Genomic DNA, 18656 nt, shown 5'->3' with positions numbered 1-18656 from the left:
ACTGATACAAAAACGATATACCAATATTAATCATTTCGCTATTTCCGAATCATAGCGGAAATTATGTATTTATTACCACCTTTATATTAATATTTATGTATGTAAATTTTAATTCGATGGGTTTTTATTTCTATTTTATTACCCAAATATGAACAAATATTCAGTACATTTATCTATAATATAAAAAGAATGGAGAACGAATTAAAAAAACTAGCCCGCCAGTTAAGTTGCCCTGAAGGAGAAAAAGGCAAAAAACTTGCTGAAAAAATGAATCTGAATAATTTACCAGTAATACTTAATGGATATTCTAATTTACAGATCCAAAATAATGATCATATTCTTGAATTGGGATACGGAAATGGTGGATTATTAGGCTATATTTTATCCTTAGCTAAAGATATTCGATATACAGGACTGGAAATCTCCCCTACTATGCATGAAGAAGCTATTTCTTTTAATAGTGTTTATATACAGGCTGGTTTGGCTCAGTATTTCCTATTTGATGGATTGTCAATTCCTCTAGAATCTCAAACTTTTGATAAAATTATAACAATAAATACCCTATATTTCTGGAAAAATCCTATATTTTTACTTAAAGAAATTGTCAGGGTATTAAAAACAAATGGTCATTTTTGTTTAACTTTTTGTGATAAATCTTTTATGGAAAAGTTACCTTTTACCAAAAATGAATTTCAATTATATGATGTTAAAGCTGTAAAAGATTTAATCTTAGGTTTACCCTTTGAGCTTATTCAGGAAGATCATAAGCAAGATAAAAGTATAAGCAAAACAGGAATTTTAACTGATCGCGAATTTATGAGTTTAGTTTTTAAAAAAATAAATGAATAAAAAATATTACATAATGCTTAATTAATTAAGCATTATGTAAAAAAGTTACCAGATGAATTTCCTATGATAAATGGTCTTATTTGAAAGTCCTTTTTTATCCTAAAAAATATAAACTGATTGAATTATTTTTTTATGTTTAAAAAAACTTCCGGTAGCCTATGAATAATATCCTGCGCAGTCATAGCTTCCTGAGAGTATTTTTTTGCTGCATAATCTCCTGCTTTACCATGAATATATACTCCTAGTTGGGCAGCAATTTGAGGAGCATATCCTTGGGCTAAAAGACCTGTTATCATTCCTGTTAATATATCGCCACTTCCTCCTTTAGCCATTCCGGCATTTCCTGTGATGTTATAATAACATTTACCTTCGGGAGTTAACACAGCTGTTCTATGACCTTTCAAAACAATAATAATATTATATTTATTTGCCATTTCACGGGCAAGTTCACATTGCTCTAAAGAATCTTTCGAATCACCAAATAACCTTGCAAACTCAACAGGATGAGGAGTTATAATAGAATTTTTAGGTATAAGGTTTAGCATTGACTTATTTTCTGAAATAATATTAAGTGCATCGGCATCTAATACTGCAGGAGTTTGGATTGACTTTAATAATTCTTCTAATGCTACTTTTGTTAATTTTTCTTTACCTAAGCCCGGTCCAATACCAATAGTTGTCTTTTCTGTAGATATTTTTATTTCAGTAATTAATTTTTCATCTCCTCCAGAAATAAACATAGCTTCTGGAGCTAATGTCTGAAGTATTGAATATCCACAATTAGGAGCTATAGTAAATACTATTCCTGCACCTATTTTTAAAGCTGCCCGAGTTGATAAGGCTATAGACCCTATTTTTCCGTAACTTCCTCCAATTAATGCTACTTTGCCATAATTCCCTTTGTGACTAAAAGGATCTCTTGGTTTAAAGTTATCAGAAACGCTTTTTGAAGAAATAATGTAATTATTTGTTTCTTCATCCTGTATGAATTTTGAATTTAATCCTATATCTAAAATAAATATTTTACCGGCATATTGGGCACTTTCTACATGTAAAAATGCTCTTTTATAAAATTGAAAACTCAAAGTTACATCTGCTTTAAATATAGTTTGATCTTCAGAAGGTAAACTATCTGAAAATAATCCAGATGGAATATCTATAGATATTTTCTTCCCTTTAATATGATTAAGCTTCTGAATAATTTTCTGAGTATTTCCTTCTAAAGGTTTGTTTAATCCTGTTCCGAATAATGCATCTATTATAACTATTTTTTTATTTTCTTGTTGGATTTCAAAATCATCATTTTCTAAAAAAGATACGGAATCAGGATATTTATCAAAATTAATTTGAGCATCAGTAGAAAAATTTGAAGATGATTGTATAACAAAAGTTTCAACCTTATAATTTTCTTCTAATAATAGCCGAGCTATAGCTAAACCATCGCCTCCGTTATTTCCTTTTCCACAAAAAACATAATATGTATAATTAGCTGAGAACTGAGACTTAATCCATTCAAAACAAGCTAAAGCCGCTTTCTCCATTAATTCTATTGATGAAATTTCGTCGTTTTCTACAGTATATTGGTCACATTGCCTTATTTGTGACGTATTAAATACTTTCATTTAATAATTTTTTATAATGTTAATAATTTAATTATCTAAAATAAATCTCCAAGGTTTATTTTTCCATATATCTCCTGCATATTCTATACCAATTCTTGGAGTTGATATATATGAGGGTTTAATTAAAGAATCTTCTATCCATATTCTATATGAACTCACTAAATCTTCACCATAAAAACTTTTATCCAACTCCAATAATTTACCAACGCGACCCGGACCTGAACATCCTTGTACTCCCCTTATTAATACTGCTTGAGGACAATTTTTCTCACCAGTTACTATATTTAATAACCAATGCATTCCATATATTAAGTACACATAAACCTTGCCACCTTCCTCATACATTATTTCTGTTCTTTTTGTTCTTCCTTTGCTGGCATGACATGCTAAATCTTCTTCTCCTATATATGCTTCTGTTTCAGAAATTATATATTTTTGTGTTTCTCCATTATCGAAAACACGAACTAAATATTTGCCTAATAAATTTTGTGCTAAGAATAGAGCTTGTTGTAAAAAATATTCCTTATCAATTCTTCGATTCATAAAAATGATTGCAAAAATACAAAAAGCTGCCCAAAAGGACAGCTTTTTATTTATAATATTCTAATTTCTATTACAATTGAGGACCAGCTTTAACTAGATTTTTACCTTCTTCATTAGTTGCAAATTTTTCAAAATTCTTAATGTATCTTGATGCTAAGTCTTTTGCTTTAACATCCCATTGAGATTTATCTGCATAAGAAGATCTTGGATCTAAAATATCTGATACGTTATCTAGTTTTGTAGGATATTTAAGATTTAAATAAGGGATTTTATCTGTTGGGGCTTTTTCTATTGATCCATCTATAATTGCATCTATAATTGCACGTGTATCTTTTAATGATATTCTTTTTCCTGTACCATTCCATCCGGTATTTACCAAGTATACTTTTGTATTATGCTCTTTCATTTTTTGTTCCAATGTTTTTGCATAAACGGTTGGGTGTAGAGATAAGAATGCTTGCCCAAATGCTGCTGAAAAGTTTGGAGTTGGTTCAGTAATACCTCTTTCAGTTCCAGCTAATTTAGAAGTATATCCTGAAATGAAGTAATATTTAGCTTGTTCAGAATCTAGTATAGATACTGGTGGCAATACACCAAATGCATCAGCAGACAAATAGATAATTTTACTTGCATGTCCAGCTTTTGAAGGCAGAACTATTTTATTAATATGATAAATTGGGTAAGAAACACGTGTATTTTCAGTGATGGATTTGTCAGCAAAATCTGCTACTCCATTTTTTACCACTACATTTTCTAATAGTGCATCTCTTCTGATAGCTCCCCAGATATCTGGTTCTTTTTCTTCACTTAGGTCAATTACTTTAGCGTAACATCCTCCTTCATAATTAAATACTCCATTAGAATCCCATCCATGTTCATCATCACCAATTAAGTATCTTTTAGGATCTGCAGACAAAGTAGTTTTTCCTGTTCCTGATAAACCAAAGAATACAGCTACATCGCCTTTTTCTCCTACATTAGCTGAACAGTGCATAGAAGCTATTCCTTTTAATGGGTTGTAATAGTTCATTATAGAGAACATTCCTTTTTTCATTTCTCCACCATACCATGTTCCACCAATAATCTGAATTCTTTCTGTTAAGTTAAACATTACAAAGTTTTCAGAGTTTAATCCTTGACTTTTCCAATTAGGATTAGTTGTTTTGGAACCATTCATAACAATGAAATCTGGTTCTCCAAAATTATCTAATTCATACCCATTAGGACGAATAAACATGTTAGTCACAAAGTGTGCTTGCCATGCTACTTCCATGATAAAACGAACTTTCATACGTGTATCTAAATTAGTTCCGCAGAAAGCATCAACCACATATAGTTTTTTACCTGATAATTGATCTGTAACTAATTTTTTACATGAATCGAATATTTCTTTTGTTGTTTCATGGTTATTTTCCCACCAAACATTATCTTGGGTTGTCGCATCTTTTACAATGTATTTATCTTTAGGAGACCTACCTGTAAATTCTCCTGTTTTAACAGAAACAGAACCTAAAGAAGTTAATTCTCCTTTTTCAAAACCTTGAGCATCTGAACTCATCTCATCTTGGTATAACTTTTCATATCCTGGATTACGAATAATTTCTTTAACCCCTGTAATGCCAAGTTTTTCTAATGATTTTTTTATTTGTTCCATAATTTAAAATTGTAAATACGTTTATTATTTTTTACCTTAACAAAGGTACTAATTTAATCAATACTGTTATTTTCAATGTATATGATATTATTCACACTTATAAAGCATTATTATTTATCATTTTTTACTATGTAATAAAAAATTTAGTTTATACATAATTAAGTTTTTTATATTTTATTATTTATATATAAACAAATTTTCTTATTGTTATTACAGCTAAAATAAAATAAAAAGCAGTGACACCCCAAAGCTGGAACCATACAGATTTCACTTCTTCAAAAGTAGCTCCAAATTGAGTTATTTCTAAAAAGCCTTTTACACCTAACGTAGTGGGTATAAAATATGATATGCATTTAATCCATTCAGGAAATGCGATTGTAGGCCAAGAAACCCCACATAAAAATAATGACGGTATGGAAAAAATTGTAATAACCATTAAGGCATCTTCACGATGTTTAAAAAAATTTAATAATGTAAATCCTAAAAATGTAACACTTAAAATAAATGGTACTAGAAATAATAATGCTTCAAATGGATTTCCTCTTATAGGAAAAGTGAACCATTTCATAACAAATCCTATAATAATTATAATTATAAATAGAGATATAAGAAAATAAACGGATCCTCTAGCTAAAACTACTATTATACTTCCTAATCGTTTTTTTGCTAAAGGAAATAAATTATTCAATTTATTTCTTTCTCTTTGAGTACCCGACATAGTACCCATAGCTGATAACTGTAATATTTGCAAGGCTATTAAAAAAACCATAGGCATTAAAAAAGTTCCATAACCACCATTTATATTATATAATGGATAACTAATCCCTTTCACTGGCTGAGTTACACTAATTGCCTGATCTTTGGTTAGACCTTGAGACATCATATTTTTTATTCCTATCTGATAACCAAATGATTTGATTGTGGTTACAGCGGATATATATAATTGTTTATAATAAAGCATGTAGGAAGCATCGCAATAAATCGATATGCTAGGATGGTTATTTTTCTGCAAATCTCTGGAAAATTGTTGTGGTATTAATATTATACCTCTTATTTCACCTTTTTTCAATCTATCCTGAGCATCTAATAAGTTTATTGATTTATAATCTAAGTCTAACTGCGGAGTAGCTTCCAACATACGGGTTATTTCATGACTTACAATTGATTGATCTTGATCTACAATAGCCGCAGGCATTTTAGTTATTATTTCATTAGAATACATATATGAATAAAAAATAACTATCAATACAGTTGTAAATAAATAAGTACTCAATACTGCTTTGTCCGAAGAAATTAACTTAAATTCCTGTTTAAAATATTTATAAAACTCTATCATTTCAAAGATATTTTACTTTCATAGTATGAGTCATAACAACCTTTTTTCAATAATTTAATATAAAATTTCATAGAAAACAACCCTACTATAATAAAAATACTGAACACCACTAGATATTTTATGTCGTACTGGATAGGTACTCCTCTTATGGAGTAATCTATTGTAAATCTCAAATAAGAGGTAAACGGAAAAACATAGCTAAAATATTGTATGACTACTGGTAACCCCTCTACAGGAAATGTATATCCGGCAAAAGTAAATGATATAGCTGCAGAGCCTCCTCCAAGTGTTAAAGCCGTTCTTAAACTGGAACAAAAAGAGACATATGCTAATGATAAAAACTGACAAACTATAATAAATAATATGAAATATAGGTTAGTAATAAAAAAATTTCCTTTCAAAGGAGTTCCTATATTATAAAAAACTAAAGTATTCATAAAAAAACCTATTATACTAAACAAAATAGTATAAGGTAATACTTTTCCCCAAAAAGCTACCCAAGAATTACCATTACTAGCTAAAAACAGTTCTCTTCCTTTTCTATATTTTAGTACCGAACCTAATACATAAATAGTAACAGTCATAACCATTAACTGAAAACACATTGCCATCAAAGATATACTTAGATAGTAGGAATAATTTGTAAAAGGATTATATAAAATATGTGTATCTATTCCTAAAGAAGAAAGACTTGACGCGGCTTGATAAGAAGATAATCCTTCTTTCATTAGATTATTTTGGAGTATAGAACCGGAAAATTCTCCTATAACTGCTTGAAATGCTCTATTTATAAGGCTCCCACTTAAAAGATATTCTCCGTTGTAATAACAACTTACTTTTACTTGATTGCCTCTAAAAATATCTTTTTCAAAATTAGTAGGGATAATAATAAATCCCATAGCCTCATTGGTACGTACTTTAGATTCTCCTTCTTCTTGACTATTTACATTTGATGAAATATCCAAACTCGAAGTAGAATTTAACATACGAACTAATTCCCTAGAAGTTTTAGTCTCATCCTGATCATATAAAGCTATAGGCAATTTTTGAGGTACTCCTTTATTTAAAATGCTTTTGTAATAAAAAAATAAACCTAAAGGAATTACAAATATTACAAATAACAGCCTATAATTTGTTAAAAGCTTTTTTATTTCTTCTGTAAATATAAATGCAAATCCTCTCTTCATTTATTTTCTACTTATTTAGCAGGCTTTAAATTTTTCATATTTACGAGTACTGTCATCCCGGGTCTAAATCCTTCAATTTTATTTTTAGGATATGCTTTGATTTCAAAAGTTTTCATATCAAAATCGCCCCTTGTTTTTGTAGCATTCCAAGTAGCAAAATCTCCTTGTGCAGCTATATATCTTACTTGTAGTTGCACTTTTTTGTTATTTAATGCCGGAATTGTTCCTTCAAAAGTTGATCCTTTTTTAAAATATTCCATTAATTCTTCTTTGATATTAAACACTACCCATAAATCATTTAAATCTACCAAATTCACAACCGGATAACCGGCATTTACCAGTTCTCCTCGGTTTGGAACAATTTTTAAAACTTCTGCATTGGCTGGTGATATAACTTTTGCTTCTTTCTTAGATGCTAAAACCTCATCTATAGCACCCTGAGCCTGTGTAACTTGTGCCGATGTAGCCTCTTTATCTTCTATTCTTTCTCCATTTATAGCCATTTGATAATTGGAATAGGCAGATTTTTCCTGTTCTTTGCTAGTTTTACTTTGCGTATATGCTTCATCTCTTTTTTGTGCTGAAATAACCTTATCTTTATAAAGGTTCTGCATTCGCATATATGTTTTATCTGCTAATTCAGAAGAAGCTTTTGCTTCTTGCCATACATTATAGGCATATTGTATTTGTTCTGTTCTTGAACCTTTTTTTGCTTTTCTATCTTGCGCTTCTGCAGCTTGCTTAACAGATTGTGCCTGAATTAATTTTGCGTCTAATTCCGGTGTTTCTAATATTGCTAATAATTGACCTTGTTCAACCTGATCACCTTCTTTAACTTCTATTTTAATTAATCTGCCGGCTATTTTAGGTGAAACATTAATTTCTGTAGCATCTGCCTGACCTTGTATTACTAAATCTTTAGGCCTACTCATAAACCAAAAAGCGGTTCCTATAATTCCTATAATAATTAATATACCAATTATAGTACTTAAAAACTTATTTTTCATATATTTAATTAGTTTGCATATTGCGTAAATTCATAACTTAATCCACTATACTCCAATAAATCTGCCAAATCGAGCACATAATTATATTGAGCTTCTAATTTTTGTAATTTAATTCCAGATAAATTAACCTCAGCATCTACAACATCTGTCGATGATGCTATTCCTTCTGCAAATGATCGTGAACGTACTCTTAATAATTCTTCTGCTTGAACAATTTGTATTTGTAGGTTTTGTATTTGTTCATTTTGTTTTTCTAAATCTTGATAAATTTTTTCTATCTGATTTTTTATATCCTTCTTTGCTTTTATTTCATGTAGTTCTGCACTTTCTTTTGTTACTTTAGCAGCTTTAATTTCATTTTTATTTTTAAAACCTTCAAACAAATTATAAGTTAAAGTTACTCCAACCATCCAAGGCTTTTCATTTTTCTTAGAAACTCCTACAGGATTATTATGTAATAAAACTGATTGACCGAATGCATCTATTGTAGGATAATAAGATGATTTTTTTGATTTTATTCCTTGTTCAGCTAAATCTATCTGAAGTTTAAGTTTAAGTAATTCAGGGTAATTCGTCAATGCTTTATCTTGATAATAGGCTAATGATTGTAGATTGTCTACTAAAAAAAATTGTGTGGTAAGATCAAAATTTGCTTCATCTAATTCTAATGTATTAGCTAAAGCTACTTTAGATAAACTTAAATCTTTTAGAGATGCAGAATATTGCCTGTTTGCCTCGGACACAGCAACATCTGCCTGTAATTTTTCTACAGGAGCAATAATTCCTTGTTGTTCCAATTTAGTCGCATCATATAAATGTTTGTTCATGCCTTCTAATGCCTCTTTCCTTACTAAAACCGCTTCTTCTGCTAGCTTTACCTGAAAATACCTTTCTACCAATTCAGATATGAGTTTATTTTTAGTACTTACTAATTCTTCATGTCCAATATCTGTTTTTATTTTAGATGACTCAATCAATGCATTAATTTTTCCACCGGTAAAAACCGGCCAAATAATACCTACTCCACCAAAAGCTATATCTCTTTTCAAAATATTAATATCCCAATTTCCTAAAATTTCTGGATTGGAAACTCCTAATAAATTTGAAAATTCATTTTTAGCACCATTTAAATTAGTTCCTAATTCCTTATTTAAATATAAACCTCCTCCAAAAACAGAAAGTTGAGGATAACGGTTTCCTTTAGATGCTTTCCATTCATAAGTATATGCTTCTTCTTCTTTTTGTACTGCTTTAATAAGGCTATTGTCTCTATCCATCACGGCTTGAGCTTCTGAAAAAGAAAGAGATTGTGAAGAAAGAACTCCTGAGTTTAATAAAAGTGGTAAAAAAATAAGCTTTAGTATTTTTTCATTATTAACCATATATACTTTTATTTTTATTTTATTAACTACAAATATATAATTATTTATTACATACAAAAATACTATCATTTTTTATCATTTTTTATAAAAAAAATAAATATTTTTGTTATATGATTTAATTATATATACCTATTAAAAATAAAGATCATTAATTATGCCTAAATTATTCTCATCAATAGATTTAAGAAGTATTTCTTTAAAAAACAGAATTATTATGTCTCCTATGTGTCAGTATTCTGCACAAGACGGTTTTGCTAATGAGTGGCATTTTGTTCATTACGGAAGCAGAGCTGTTGGTGGGGTAGCTGCAATAATACAAGAAGCTACAGCTGTTTCTCCTCAAGGGCGTATTACTTTTCACGATTTAGGCCTCTGGAAAGACGAACATATGATCGAGCTTAATAAAATAGTTAATTTTATACATAAACAAAATGTTCTTGCAGGAATTCAGCTATCCCATTCCGGACGTAAAGGGGGCTCATCTATTCCTTGGATGACTGATAAAAAATTAGTAGATGGATACTCTACCTGGAAAGTAGTAGCTCCTTCTTCAATAGCTTTTGAAAACAACTCAGAACCTCCTCATGAATTGTCTTTAGATGAAATAAAAATCATTATTAATGATTTCAAAGAATCTGCAGAAAGATCAGTTAAAATAGGATATGATATTATTGAACTGCATGCTGCTCATGGATATCTAATTCATCAATTTTTATCTCCTTTAAGCAATACTCGAACAGATGAGTATGGAGGGAATTTTGAAAATAGAATTCGTTTATTATTAGATATCATTAAAGTATTACAAAACATTATTCCGAAACATGTATCCCTATGGGTAAGAATATCAGCTACAGATTGGGTTGAAGGAGGTTGGACTCTGGAAGAATCCATAAAATTATCTAAAATACTTAAAACCTATAATGTAGAAGTTATAGATGTATCTAGTGGTGGAATAATTCCTCATGTCAAAATTCCGGTAAAAGCAAATTATCAGGTACCTTTTGCTCATCGAATAAAAAATGAAGCCAAAATGACCACTGGTACTGTTGGTCTTATCACTCAAGCTATACAAGCAGAAGAAATTCTTGAAAATACAGAAGCTGATCTTATAATAATAGGAAGAGAACTTCTTCGAAATCCTTATTTTCCAAGAGAAGCCGCAGATATTTTAGGGGAAGATTTTCATTATCCCCCACAATATGAAAGAGCCTGATAAGATTTTTTTATCCGTTGCCTTTAATTAGCTAAAAAAATACATAAAAAATAAAAACTTGGAAAAGTATCTTTTTGGTATTGTTTTTGTCCAAAAAATATCAATATAAGTTTTTATCACTAATTTTTTAAGATTATGATATGAAAAAAATTTTTACAATTTCTTTTTTTAATTGCTTAACGCTAATTCTATCAGCACAGTCGATTTCTTTTTTGCAGGATCAAATAAATTATGGAATAATTAATAAAGGGGCTGATGGTAAAAAAGTTTTTACATTTACCAATACAGGAAATAAACCTCTTATTATTACAAATGTAAAATCTTCTTGTGACTGTTCTGTGCCTTCTTGGACAAAACAACCTATTTTACCTGGTAAATCCGGTGAAATAACCGTAGTATATGACACAAAAATTATAGGAAATTTTTCAAAAACAATTGAAGTTTTTAGCAATGATACTAAAACTCCTCGAAAGCTTTTAAAAATTAAAGGTGAAATAAAATAATATAATAAAGATATAAAGATATGAAAAAAATAATTTTAAGTTCTGCCTTCATATTAGGAACATTTATTTTAAGTAAAGCTCAGGAATTAAAAATTACAAATTATGAAAATAATACTATAGAATATGGAAATGTTTCAAAAGGAGCTGATGGAAAAAGAATTATTACTGTTCAAAATATAGGAGATAAGCCTCTTGTTATTTCTAGTATATCCACTTCTTGTGGTTGTACGGTTCCTAAATGGACAGAAGACCCTATTGCTCCGGGAGCAACAGGTGAAATAACCGTTACTTATAATACTGCAAACCTTGGAAGTTTTCATAAAACGATTACAGTTAATTCTAATGATGTTAATAATCCATCTTTAGCCGTAAAAGTACAGGGAACTGTAATTAGTGATTAAAATTAGTTTTATATTTCTATTAAAATAAAAAAACCTGTTTTAAAAACAGGTTTTTTTATTTTATTTTTTTTTAATTATTATATTTAGGAAAATGTTTTTTGTAATTTTGTTAACAGATATATTTTATAAAATTTATATATAAATATTATAATTAATCTTTTCTGAATGAAAAAAATAGTTAACACCTTTTTAATAATTATATTTTTATTTATAATAGCCGGATGTATAATCCCCACGTTTCTTCCTAAAAATATTGAATTTGAAACTTCTCGTCAGTTTAATAATCCTGTCAGTGAGGTTTTTTTAGAATTTAATAATTTAGAAAATTATGGGTCTTGGGCTCCATTAATTAGTACTGATTCTCTTAATACTAATATTAATTATATGTTTCCATATAAAGGTATGGGAAGTAGTTTCACTTGGGTAAATAAAAAAAATAATGAAATAGGAAAAGGTGAATATAAAATATTAAAAAGTAAGATAAATACATATATTCAATCTCAAATTATTTTTGACCATATAGGGGTCATCTATTTACAAGATATTCATTTTAAATATGAAAATAACAATACACAGGTAAAATTACATCTTAAATCTGAAAATTTTTCATATTTTAATAGAATTCTGGCTTATTTTTATTTAAATCATTTGAAGGACGACTGGGAAGAAGGGCTAAATAAACTATCTTCTAAGCTTAGTAAAAATAATTTAAATACTCATGTTGGTGTAGGAGATACAGAATTTGCAGATTTTCCGGGATTACAATTATTATCTATAAAAAATGAAACTACAACGGATCCTGATGAAATATTTAATGCTGCTCATAAATCATTAAAAGAAATATCTAAATACTTAATTGACAGTTTACGATATATTCCTACAGATATAAAAAATCCTGTCCTTTATTATTCCAAATTTGATACATTAAATCATAGTGCAATATTCTATTCCGGTTATCCTATCAAATTAGATGTATTGCCAAAAAACAATACAATGTCCCTTATTTCCATTCCCGGAGGAAAAGCTATTTATACTCCTATAGAAGGAAGTTTCAATTCCATATTAAAATTCAGATATAGCTTAGATAAATATTCTAAAGAAAATGGAATCCAAATTAAACCACAATACTGGGAACAATATATAGATTTTCCCATTTCATCTCATGATGTAATTAAGGGAAATGCTTACTATCTAATTACCGAATAAACTAAATCAATTAATATTTATGAAAAGAGCATTAATAAGCGTATCAGATAAGTCTAATTTGATAGAATTTTCTAAATTTCTAATTTCTAAAGGATATGAAATTATTTCTACAGGGGGAACTTATAAATTTCTTTTAACTCATAACATCAAGGTTATAGAAATTGATGAAATTACCCATTTTCCTGAAATACTGGACGGCCGTGTAAAAACTTTACACCCTAATATACATGGTGGAATTTTAGCGTTAAGAGACAACCCTAAACATTTAGAAACCCTTAATACACATAAAATTTACCCCATAGACATGGTAGTGGTAAATTTATATCCATTTTTTAATAAATTAAATACAGGTCTTTCTGAACCTGAAATGATTGAATTTATAGATATAGGTGGCCCTAGTATGTTACGTTCAGCTGCAAAAAATTTTAACTCAGTTACAGTTGTTTCTCAAATCGAAGATTATGAATTAATTATTCAAGAAATTACAAATAATGGGAATACTACATTATCCACAAGAAAACAACTTGCAGGAAAAGTTTTTAATCTGACATCTGCATATGATGCTGCTATTTCTTCTTATCTGCTTCAAAGTGACTATCCTCATTATTTAAATGTTTCTTATGAAAAAGTTAATGATTTAAGATATGGAGAAAATCCACATCAAAAAGCTGCTTTTTATGTAGATAAAACTAAAAATGGAGCTATGAAAAACCTTGATCAACTTCAAGGAAAAGATCTCTCATTTAACAATTTCCGTGATATGGATATGGCATATAAAGTTGTTAATGAATTTTCTGAAATTGCTTGCTGTGCGGTAAAACATTCTACTCCTTGTGGGGTTGCTATCGGTAATACAGTTGCTGAAGCATATCAAAAAACTTTTGATTGTGATCCTGTTTCTATTTTTGGAGGTATTGTTGCCTTTAATCAAGAGGTCGATCAAAAAACAGCCGAATTATTAGTTCCTACATTTTTAGAAATTGTTATTGCTCCTAATTTTACTTCTGAAGCACTGCAAATATTCAGCAAAAAGAAAAATTTAAGAATCATTAAAGTACAAAATCCATTGGCTGACACTATTGAATTTGTGAAAGTAGATGGAGGATTATTAATCCAAGATACAGATAGGTCTTTCTCTTCAGATTTTCAGCAGGTAACTCATTCTTTTCCTACAAAAGAAGAAATGGAAGATCTTATTTTTGCACAAAAAATAGTAAAACATGCTAAATCTAATGCAATCGTTGTTGCTTCTGGTAAACAAGCTTTAGGTATTGGCTCAGGCCAAACCAATCGTATCTGGGCGGCTCAACAGGCAATTCAAAGAGCCAAAGAAAAGAAAACAAAAAATCTGGTACTAGCTTCTGATGCATTTTTTCCCTTTAGAGATGTAGTAGATACTTGTGCTGAAAACGGAATTAAAGCTATCATACAACCTGGAGGATCCATAAGAGATAACGAAAGTATAGAAGCTTGCAATGAATATAATATTCCTATGGTATTTTCAGGAATACGTCATTTTAAACATTAGAAATTAAAAAAATAGAAAGCTTAAAAACAGGAATTAATAATTTATTTATTGTATAAAAATTCATTCCTTTATTTATATTTTAATTATTCAAAAGTTATACTCTAATTTTCTTTAATTTTTACATATTAAAAGATAAATTACATATTAATCAGATAAATATCTATTTACCATCTCAAAATTAATATATGTTAAGTTTAGTTTTTTAAAAATTCTAAATTCATTTAGTTTTTTTATGATATCTTATGAATCTAAATAAGCTGTTTGTAATAATAAATAAGGGCTGCTAAAAAGCAGCCCTTATTTATTATTAAAAATTTTACGAAGTTAAATAATTGATATTATTTTCCTTCTTCCATTTTTCTTTTTAATTCTTGTAATTCATCAAGATCTCCTAAGGTTGATTTCTCAACATTCTGATTTTGAGATTTAATTTGTTTTTCATTATCTTCTCGGCTTTCTTCTTCACGGAAAGTCCCTGTATGAGAAACAACAACTCTTTTGATCTCTTTGTTGAATTCTATAACTTTAAAATCAGCTTCTTCTCCTTTTTTTATTTTTGAACCATCTTCTTTTTCTAACAATCTTGATGGGCAAAATGCTTCAACATCTGCATCTTCAAACTGCACAGTAGCACCTTTATCAAATGACTGAGCTACTATTCCTTTATGCACTGTTCCTTCTGCATATTTGTTTTCATAATTATCCCAAGGATTATCCGTTAATTGTTTATGACCTAAACTTAGTCTTCTTGCTTCTGTATCTAATTCAAGAACTACAACATCTAAAACGTCTCCTACAGCACAAAATTCTGAAGGATGTTTAATTTTCTTGGTCCATGAAAGATCTGAAATATAAATCAATCCATCAACTCCAGCTTCTAATTCTACAAATACTCCAAAATTAGTAAAGTTTCTTACAGTACCTTTATGTTTTGATCCTACCGGATATTTAGCTGTTATATCTGTCCATGGATCAGGAGTTAATTGCTTCATACCTAAAGACATTTTTCTTTCTTCTTTGTCTAAGGTTAAAATTACACATTCAACTTCATCTCCTATCTTAACAAAATCCTGGGCTGATCTTAAATGGGTAGACCAAGACATTTCAGATACATGAATTAATCCTTCTACGCCTGGGGCTACTTCAACAAAAGCTCCGTAATCTGCAAGAACCACTACTTTTCCTTTTATCTTATCTCCGACCTGTAAATTAGGATCCAAAGCATCCCATGGATGTGGTTCTAATTGTTTCATACCCAACTGGATTCTGGATTTTTGATCATCAAAGTCAAGTATTACTACATTTACTTTCTGATCTAATTGAACTACTTCAGAAGGATGATTAATTCTACTCCATGATAAATCAGTAATGTGAATTAAACCATCAACTCCTCCAAGATCTATAAATACTCCGTAAGAAGTAATATTTTTGACAACTCCTTCTAATACTTGACCTTTTTCAAGTTGTCCAATAATTTCTTTTTTCTGGTCTTCAATATCAGCTTCAATCAATGCTTTATGAGATACCACTACATTTTTGAATTCATGATTGATTTTTACAATTTTGAATTCCATAGTTTTACCTACATATTGATCGTAATCTCGTATTGGTTTAACATCTATTTGTGAACCTGGTAAGAATGCTTCTATTCCAAACACATCTACAATCATTCCTCCTTTAGTTCTAGATTTAACGTATCCTTCTACTATTTCTCCTGTTTCATGAAGTTCATTTACTCTATCCCATGCTTTCAGCATTCTTGCTTTTCTATGAGAAAGCTGAAGTTGTCCGGTTTTATCTTCTCTTTGAGCAACCATTACTTCTACTTCATCCCCAACTTTTAAATTAGGGTTATAACGAAACTCATTTAAAGAAATAACTCCTTCTGATTTAAAATTAATATCTACGATAGCTTCTTTATCTGTTAAACGAACGACTTTTCCTTTAAAAACCTGATTTTCATCAAGTTCTTGTAAAGAAGTGTCATACATCTTCTCTAATTCAGATTTTTCTTTTCTATCTTCAGCATCTAGCCCAGATTCAAAAGAATCCCAGTCAAACTGCTCAGGAGCTATGTTTGCATTTTTAAGAACTTCTTGTTCTTCTACTTGATTTTTAGTCTCTTCAGACATAAATTTAATATATTGTATTTCTGATAAAATAATTGAGATTACAAGCGGAATAATTTTATACAGAAAGAGGTTTTACATATTGTTATTTCGATTTTGTCTCTTAAACCGCTAAAATCGAAGCGCAAATATACAAATTAGTTTTTATTTATTAAGCGTATTCTATGTCTTTTTTATTGATATACTAAAAGTTAATCAAATTTTACCTATTAAGAATATAAATAATTTTTTTACATTTCAATATATATAATTATTAAAAATATAAATCAAAAAAATGATGTATGATAATCATTGTGTGGAAATAATACAAGAGTATTAAAAAATTATAAATAAAAATTTATGCAGATTATAAGTAAGCCTGTCTTTTAGTTTGGTATATGTATACAATATATACATGAAATAATTTTTTTATTATTTTTCTATTTACATTATTTCATATGATACAAATAAATTAAATTAAAAAATAAAAACTATTATATAAATATAAATACTGAATTTATAAAAATAATAGAAAGTTATTAAAAAAAATTAGTTATATCCTTAAAATACCAGAACCTAAAAATATTATCATGAATATATAAATCAGGTGAAAAATTTGTCTTATTTTTGAAATATGGATTGGTTTGCAGATTGGTTTAACACTCCCTATTACCATATTTTATATAAAAATAGGGATTACAAAGAGGCACAAGAATTTATTACTAATTTACTAAAATATCTTTGCTTACCAGTAGAAAGTAAAATTTTAGATTTAGCTTGTGGAAAAGGAAGACACAGTATTTTTTTAAATAAATTAGGATATAATGTTACGGGAGTTGATTTAGCTTCTAAAAGTATTGAAAGTGCTAAACAGTATGAAAATGAATACTTAAAGTTTTTTGTAGGGGATATGAGAAAAGTTTATTTCCCTAATAAATTTAATGCTGTTTTTAGTTTATTTACAAGTTTTGGATATTTTAATAATGAAGAAGATAATTTCAAGGTGTTTAAATCTGTTTTTGATCAGCTGAAATATGAAGGTACATTTGTTATGGATTTTATGAATGTATCCTTAGTAGAACATAATTTAGTAGAAAAAGAAGATAAAATGGTGGATGGAATTTTATTTCATTTGCGCAGGAAAATTGAAAACGGTTTCATTATTAAAGATATTAATTTTTTTGACAAAGGCAAAGATTACCATTTTCAAGAAAGAGTAGAAATATGTAAATTAGATTACTTTAAAAAACTGGCTGAAAAGGCCGGATTTATTCTTAAAAATGTTTTTGGAGATTATCAATTAAATACTTTTGAAGAAAAAAAATCTCCTCGTTTGATTTTAATTTTCAAGAAATAAGTTGATGGACTATTTTATCCTTTTTATGGCAGTAGTTATAGGCTCGGGTATTGCTTATTTTTTTCAGGATAATTCAAGGTTTAGTAAAAAGTTATTAATGTTTAGTGCAGGATTACTTTTAGCTATAACTATATTAGACATGTTTCCCTCTTTATATGCAAATGGTAGAGGAAACGCAGGTATTTGGGTGATAATGGGAGTAGGTTTACAACTTTTTTTGGAAGGGATCTCTAAAGGCATTGAACATGGGCATATACATTATCATAAACATCATGAAAATGCTGCTATCCCATTAAGTGTTATGTTAGGGCTTTTTATTCATTCTTTTTTAGAAGGGATGCCTATAGAAGCTGCTCATCATCTAAATCATAACCATGAACATCATGCCGACTCAAATATTTTATGGGCACTAAGTATTCATAAAATTTCTGAAACCATTGTTCTAACTACTTTTTTATTATCTCTAAAGTTAAAAAACACTTATACTGTACTTATTTTACTATTATTTGCAATATCAGCCCCTTTAGGTGCCTATCTTGGTTCTTTTTTGAACTCAGATTTATATTTTATTGCTATGGGAATTGTTGCTGGCATTTTTTTACATATTTCTTCTGTTATAATATTTGAAAATAATGAGAAACATAATTTAAACTGGCAAAAACTCCTTTTCGTATTTAGTGGAATGTTGCTTGGTTTTATAATTTCAACTATTTAGCATATTCAACCCCATACCTATTTTATATAAAAAAGTTTCCCTAAT

16 protein-coding genes are annotated in these 18656 nt (G+C 28.8%); 8 read left to right on the top strand and 8 right to left on the bottom strand.

Going from position 1 to position 18656, the window contains the following annotated elements:
- The first annotated feature begins 189 nt into the window (after positions 1-189).
- Positions 190-849: a class I SAM-dependent methyltransferase gene (locus C4S76_RS03665; RefSeq protein WP_105192775.1), complete on the top strand. Its 660-nt coding sequence runs from the start codon at positions 190-192 to the stop codon at positions 847-849.
- A gap of 122 nt (positions 850-971) precedes the next feature.
- On the opposite strand, the gene C4S76_RS03660 is transcribed toward C4S76_RS03665, so the two are convergent.
- From C4S76_RS03660 to C4S76_RS03630, 7 genes are all read right to left on the bottom strand, one after another.
- A complete protein-coding gene (locus tag C4S76_RS03660; RefSeq protein ID WP_105192773.1) occupies positions 972-2471 on the bottom strand; it encodes an NAD(P)H-hydrate dehydratase in 1500 nt (499 codons plus the stop codon).
- Positions 2472-2498: 27 nt separating this feature from the next.
- Complete coding sequence (locus C4S76_RS03655; RefSeq protein WP_105192771.1) at positions 2499-3014, bottom strand: DNA-3-methyladenine glycosylase; 516 nt, start codon at positions 3012-3014, stop codon at positions 2499-2501.
- A gap of 70 nt (positions 3015-3084) precedes the next feature.
- Positions 3085-4668: a phosphoenolpyruvate carboxykinase (ATP) gene (gene pckA / locus C4S76_RS03650; protein ID WP_105192769.1), complete on the bottom strand. Its 1584-nt coding sequence runs from the start codon at positions 4666-4668 to the stop codon at positions 3085-3087.
- Positions 4669-4849: 181 nt separating this feature from the next.
- Positions 4850-6004 carry an ABC transporter permease gene (locus C4S76_RS03645; protein ID WP_105192767.1) on the bottom strand — a complete coding sequence of 385 codons (1155 nt, stop codon included), beginning with the start codon at positions 6002-6004 and terminating at the stop codon, positions 4850-4852.
- Positions 6001-7191, bottom strand: coding sequence for an ABC transporter permease (locus tag C4S76_RS03640; protein WP_105192765.1), 1191 nt, complete (start codon positions 7189-7191; stop codon positions 6001-6003). The genes C4S76_RS03645 and C4S76_RS03640 overlap by 4 nt, the downstream gene beginning before the upstream one ends.
- 11 nt (positions 7192-7202) lie before the next feature.
- Positions 7203-8198, bottom strand: coding sequence for an HlyD family secretion protein (locus C4S76_RS03635; protein ID WP_105192763.1), 996 nt, complete (start codon positions 8196-8198; stop codon positions 7203-7205).
- A gap of 8 nt (positions 8199-8206) precedes the next feature.
- On the bottom strand, positions 8207-9649 hold the full coding sequence (locus tag C4S76_RS03630; RefSeq protein ID WP_245915784.1) for a TolC family protein: 1443 nt from the start codon (positions 9647-9649) through the stop codon (positions 8207-8209).
- 85 nt (positions 9650-9734) lie between these two features.
- On the opposite strand from C4S76_RS03630, the gene C4S76_RS03625 reads away from it, so the two are divergent.
- From C4S76_RS03625 to purH, 5 genes are all read left to right on the top strand, one after another.
- A complete protein-coding gene (locus C4S76_RS03625) occupies positions 9735-10793 on the top strand; it encodes an NADH:flavin oxidoreductase/NADH oxidase (protein ID WP_105192761.1) in 1059 nt (352 codons plus the stop codon).
- Positions 10794-10933: 140 nt separating this feature from the next.
- Entirely contained in the window at positions 10934-11296 is a 363-nt protein-coding gene (locus C4S76_RS03620) for a DUF1573 domain-containing protein (RefSeq protein WP_105192759.1), read from the top strand.
- Between the two features lie 20 nt (positions 11297-11316).
- Positions 11317-11697, top strand: a complete 381-nt coding sequence (locus tag C4S76_RS03615; RefSeq protein WP_105192757.1) for a DUF1573 domain-containing protein — start codon at positions 11317-11319, stop codon at positions 11695-11697.
- A gap of 165 nt (positions 11698-11862) precedes the next feature.
- Entirely contained in the window at positions 11863-12903 is a 1041-nt protein-coding gene (locus C4S76_RS03610) for an SRPBCC family protein (protein ID WP_105192755.1), read from the top strand.
- A 19-nt stretch (positions 12904-12922) separates the two neighbouring features.
- Positions 12923-14431 (top strand): bifunctional phosphoribosylaminoimidazolecarboxamide formyltransferase/IMP cyclohydrolase, encoded by a 1509-nt coding sequence (gene purH / locus C4S76_RS03605; RefSeq protein ID WP_105192753.1) that lies wholly within the window; start codon positions 12923-12925, stop codon positions 14429-14431.
- 338 nt (positions 14432-14769) lie between these two features.
- On the opposite strand, the gene rpsA is transcribed toward purH, so the two are convergent.
- On the bottom strand, positions 14770-16563 hold the full coding sequence (gene rpsA, locus C4S76_RS03600) for a 30S ribosomal protein S1 (protein ID WP_105192751.1): 1794 nt from the start codon (positions 16561-16563) through the stop codon (positions 14770-14772).
- 610 nt (positions 16564-17173) lie between these two features.
- On the opposite strand from rpsA, the gene C4S76_RS03595 reads away from it, so the two are divergent.
- Positions 17174-17896, top strand: coding sequence for a class I SAM-dependent DNA methyltransferase (locus tag C4S76_RS03595; protein WP_105192749.1), 723 nt, complete (start codon positions 17174-17176; stop codon positions 17894-17896).
- A 4-nt stretch (positions 17897-17900) separates the two neighbouring features.
- Positions 17901-18611 carry a ZIP family metal transporter gene (locus C4S76_RS03590; RefSeq protein ID WP_105192747.1) on the top strand — a complete coding sequence of 237 codons (711 nt, stop codon included), beginning with the start codon at positions 17901-17903 and terminating at the stop codon, positions 18609-18611.
- Positions 18612-18656 lie beyond the last annotated feature (45 nt).

It is taken from the genome of Apibacter adventoris (genome assembly GCF_002964965.1).
GTDB classification, from domain to species: Bacteria; Bacteroidota; Bacteroidia; order Flavobacteriales; family Weeksellaceae; genus Apibacter; species Apibacter adventoris.
The sequence above is the reverse complement of the archived record's forward strand: the minus strand, read 5'-3'. Positions and strand labels throughout refer to the sequence as shown.